At 69.9% G+C, this 1,117-nt stretch carries 2 protein-coding genes; both read left to right on the top strand.

Annotated features, from left to right (window positions below; genetic code table 11):
* A partial coding sequence (locus ACT53U_RS19600; RefSeq protein ID WP_476157624.1) for a citrate lyase holo-[acyl-carrier protein] synthase occupies positions 1-97 on the top strand: 97 nt, incomplete at its 5' end.
* 64 nt (positions 98-161) lie between these two features.
* The gene (gene citG, locus ACT53U_RS19595; RefSeq protein WP_476157622.1) at positions 162-998 is read left to right on the top strand and encodes a triphosphoribosyl-dephospho-CoA synthase CitG; all 837 of its coding nucleotides are present in this window, start codon (positions 162-164) and stop codon (positions 996-998) included.
* Positions 999-1,117 lie beyond the last annotated feature (119 nt).

Genomic DNA, 1,117 nt, shown 5'->3' with positions numbered 1-1,117 from the left:
ACCCGCCCACGCCTGCGCCCGCTCCCGCGCCCACGAACCCGAGGAACTCCTCGAAAAAATCGAGGAGATGATCGATGACCATCATGACCTTTCCTGATCTCGCGCCGGCCGAACGGCCCCTCGGCACTCGGTCGCCGACGATCGCTTCGACCGAGGCGGTCATGGCCGATCGCTTGGCCGACATGGCCGTCGAAGCACTGCTGGTCGAGGTCCATCTGACGCCGAAGCCGGGTCTCGTCGACCGACGCAACGACGGCTCCCATCGAGACATGACGCTCGTCACCTTCCTGGCGTCGGCGGGCACGCTCGGACCGGGCTTCCGCAAGTCGTTCCTGGCCGGCGTCGCCGGTCGCGACGAGCCGGCGGACGTGCTGCGCGGCGAGTTGCGGACGATCGGCCTCGCCTCCGAGCGAGCGATGTTCGCCGCGACCGGCGGGGTCAACACCCACAAGGGCTCGATCTTCGCCTTCGGTCTGCTGCTCGGTGCCGCCGGGCGGTTGGTCGGCCGCGGTGACGACCTCGACGCCGACGGTGTCTGCGACGAGGTCGCCGACATGGTCGCCGGCATCGTCGAGCGAGAGCTCGGTGCACCACGGGAGTGGCGGACCGCCGGCGAGCGCCTCTTCGCCCTCCACGGCCTGACCGGCGCGCGCGGCGAGGCCGCGTCCGGCTTCGCGACGGTGCGCGACCATGGGCTTCCCGCCTACCGGCGCATGATCGCCGCCGGTCACGACACCGAAACCGCGCTGCTGGAGGTCTTCCTGACGCTCCTCGCCGTCAATCGCGACACCAATGTCGCGGCACGCGGCGGCATGGAAGGGCTCGCCTGGGCACGGCGCGAGGCGCAGGCGCTCCTGGATGCCGGTGGACTGGCGCGACCCGACGGACGCGCCCGGCTCGCCGCCCTCGACGATGCCTTCATCGCTCGGAACCTCTCGCCCGGCGGATCCGCGGATCTCCTCGCCGTCACCTGGTTCCTCGCCAATCTCGACGCCTGAAAACCGAATACCGTCATCGAAACGGGAGAAGACCATGTTCCAGCTCGAAACCTACCGCGCCCACGTTTCCGAACGCGGCGCGCTCGGAATTCCGCCGCTGCCGCTGTCGGCCAAGCAGA

The organism is Pinisolibacter sp. DMC19, from assembly GCF_056313985.1.
The sequence above is the reverse complement of the archived record's forward strand: the minus strand, read 5'-3'. Positions and strand labels throughout refer to the sequence as shown.

Excerpts from the sequence above, each read along its gene's own strand:
- citG (WP_476157622.1), top strand. The coding sequence starts at position 162 with ATGGCCGATCGCTTGGCCGACATGGCCGTCGAAGCACTGCTGGTCGAG.